Annotated in this window: 2 protein-coding genes; both read right to left on the bottom strand. The window is 54.8% G+C overall.

From position 1 onward, the window contains the following. Positions 1–408 precede the first annotated feature (408 nt). A complete protein-coding gene (locus tag PAT3040_RS07010) occupies positions 409–1464 on the bottom strand; it encodes a TolB family protein (RefSeq protein ID WP_108992026.1) in 1056 nt (351 codons plus the stop codon). A 182-nt stretch (positions 1465–1646) separates the two neighbouring features. Then, positions 1647–3001: helix-turn-helix domain-containing protein (locus PAT3040_RS07005; RefSeq protein ID WP_146200376.1), on the bottom strand; the 1355-nt coding region annotated here is incomplete at its 5' end.

Genomic DNA, 3001 nt, shown 5'->3' with positions numbered 1-3001 from the left:
CTTGCGATTGTATCGGGCAGTTTCGCTCGTTGTTCAGTTTTCAAAGAACAATCTTTTCTTTCGTCGTCGGCGTCAATCTCTCGCGGCGACAAGAAATAATATATCACGAACGCCTAGTGGATTGCAAGCACTATTTTTAATTAAATTATAGAATCCGATTTTAACGCGAAAAACGGCTGTCGGAATCCTTCCGGAATGTGCGACCTGCAACTATGCAAGCCAAGCAGTACCGCGCAAATAAGGTCGTTTTCATCTCTCATTATAGCTGGGGGCATGGCCGGGCATCCCATGCCATACATCAAAGAAAGAGACCCGCTTCGCCAGCGAGTCTCCTTCCGTGCCTGCCTCTTAATAGTATAACTTTCATATTACTAGGCGGCATCCAATGTCAGTCTGGTTACTGGTTCTTTATTCCGTTATATCGATGATGCCTACCCGCAGATTCCGCTCCTCGTCCGCCAGCGTAAAGCTGATTTTGCGGCTGTCTGGACTAAAGGAAGGATGAGGATGCCCCGGATGTTGCTTCCACATCGGAATTTCACACAGCAGCCTGGAGGAACGGCTTGCCAGATCGATTAGCACAATCTTGCTGATCTCCTCTTCTTCCGTCGTATCCGCGACCGCCCATCGGCCATCGGGACTTACCGCAACATGCCAATAACGATAGTCGCCGTTCACGAATTCCGCCTCGCCATTCCGCGCGTCCACGCGGTAAACGCCTGTTGGCTTCAGCGGGCTGTGCGGATATTTCACAAAGTACAACTGCCTTCCGTCCGGCGCCCACATTTCATGGCCGACGTATTCTCCGAGCTCGCCGGTTCCCATCCGCTTCTGCCCGAAGCCGCAACGGAACTCGCCGCTCCGAACGTCCGCCATATAAATCCGGTCCGGAATATATTCGGTCTGGCCTTCATGCGCGAAGAACAACAGATTTCGATCCTCCGGACTGATCATGGCATGATTGGCTATCGGGTAAGGCTCCGCGAAGTCCGGAGTCGCCACCTCCCTCACGCGTCCCGTCTCCACGTCGACCGTACCGATAACCCATTGCCCGCCTACCCGCCAGTAAATGCCCATCGTACTGCCATCTTTCGTAATCGACAGTGGGCCGTATACGGCCGCCGCCGGATCCAGGCGGCAAACGATGCGGCTCCGTCCGGAAACCAGATCCCGCTCGTAGATGTCCGGGCCGGTATAATAATAGAACCGATCGCCGTCGGATACGAGGCCCCTACCCCATTCCAACCGATCGACGATGATTTCTCCCGAGCCATCCGTCGTGTCCGCTTTGACGTAAACGCCCATCTTGTCCCCGTCGATATCCGTGCAAACCACGATATGCCTGCTGTCCGACATCCAGGACATGGCCGTGAAATATTGGTGGCCTGTGTCGACACCGCTTGCCCCTATGGATCGTATGCTTACGCCTGATGTGGCATCTATCGTTTCGCGCAATGTGAACATATCGATATCACCACCCTTTCCGTGCAACTAACAGCCCGCAGGCTGCCGCGCCAACCTTGCCGGTTCCCCGTCTACGCCAGCCCGCAAGCAACCTCTCTTTTTCATCCGCGTCAGCCACCCGACTGCTCCCGCCTCTTCTTTGGCATCCGCCCGCAGTCCGTCCCGCTACTCCATCCCCCGCGTCAACCTTTGGACCGTTCCCTGAATTCCGTCGGCGTCAGCCCCGTCATTTTCTTGAAGATCCGTACAAAGCTGTTGACGTTGGAGTAGCCGACTTGTTCCGCGATGTCGCGGATCTTGTCTTCCGTTCCGGCCAGCAGCTCCTTGGCCTGATTCATGCGAACCTCCATTAAATAATCGATAAAATTGCACTCCATCTGTTCCTTAAACAGCTTGCTCAAATGCGAGATACTAAGATGAAATTCGCCGGCAAGCAAATTGAGCGACATGTCGCTGCGCATATAATGCTCCTGAATGTACTGTTTGGCTTTATCGATCGTTTCGTTGCGTTCCCTGCTGCCTCGTTTCTCGCGAATTCGTTCGATAAAGCTGTCCAGCGCGCCAACCGTAAATTTCTCCAGTTGCTCCAGCCGCTCGTACTGATTCAGCATTTCGACCAAATATTGCTCCGGGAATATGCCGTCCGTATCGACGCCGATTTCCGCCGCGGCGGTCGCGGTCTTCATCAGGCACTGCACGACAAGCTGCATGATCAATTCCGGCGGGACGCCCTGCTCCGCAAACGATTCGAACCACTTACGAACCTGCCCGCGCATCTTGTCGGCGTCCGGCAGCTTTACCGAAGCGACGATGCCGTCGGTCATGGCGAACAGCTTGTAGAATTGGGGCGACGGGTCCGCCGATATATCTTCCCTCGTTATAATGGAGTTGCCGCCCATGACCAGCTTATACCGGAGCGCTTCCAACGATTGCTTGTAGGATGTCGGTACCTCCTCGAGCATCTCCACAGCATCCCCGATACCGATACTGATCGTCCGTCCAAGATATTCCTGGACGAATTCCTTTAACATATCCGCCACGGCCACGGCACGGATGGCATGCCGTTCCCGATCCTCGTCATCGCCGAAGCTCATAATGACCACGCATTTGCCCTTGTCGAGCTCGCAAGCGATGCCTTGGCCCTCCGCGTTCATCAGCTCCTCGGCCACGTTGCAAAGCGCGTAGGCATACAGCTTCAAGTCGCGCGCGGAGGCAATCTGCCCCTTGTTGTCGAACTCGATGCTCATCACGACGAAGCGCTGCGCATGGAGGCGGATATTCAGCGTATCCATATAAGGCTGAATCGCCGACAAGTTTTTCGGTCCGCCCGACAGCAATTCCGTCATTAACTGCCACTTGACCAGCGGCTTGCTTTCCACAACCTGCTTGTGCAACTGCTCCCTGTCCTCCAGAATATGCTGCACCGTCGATTCGAAATAATGGAATTCGTCGTTGTACTTGCGTCCTCCCGGCTTGGCGGGAGCCGACAATTGCTGCCGCATCGCCTGGACGAACCGATTCATCGGCTTTAACGGCC

Origin of the sequence: Paenibacillus agaridevorans (genome assembly GCF_003112455.1) — a bacterium.
Classification (GTDB): Bacteria; Bacillota; Bacilli; order Paenibacillales; family Paenibacillaceae; genus Pristimantibacillus; species Pristimantibacillus agaridevorans.
Note: the sequence above shows the minus strand (reverse complement) of the source record. Positions and strands in the feature narration are given on the sequence as shown.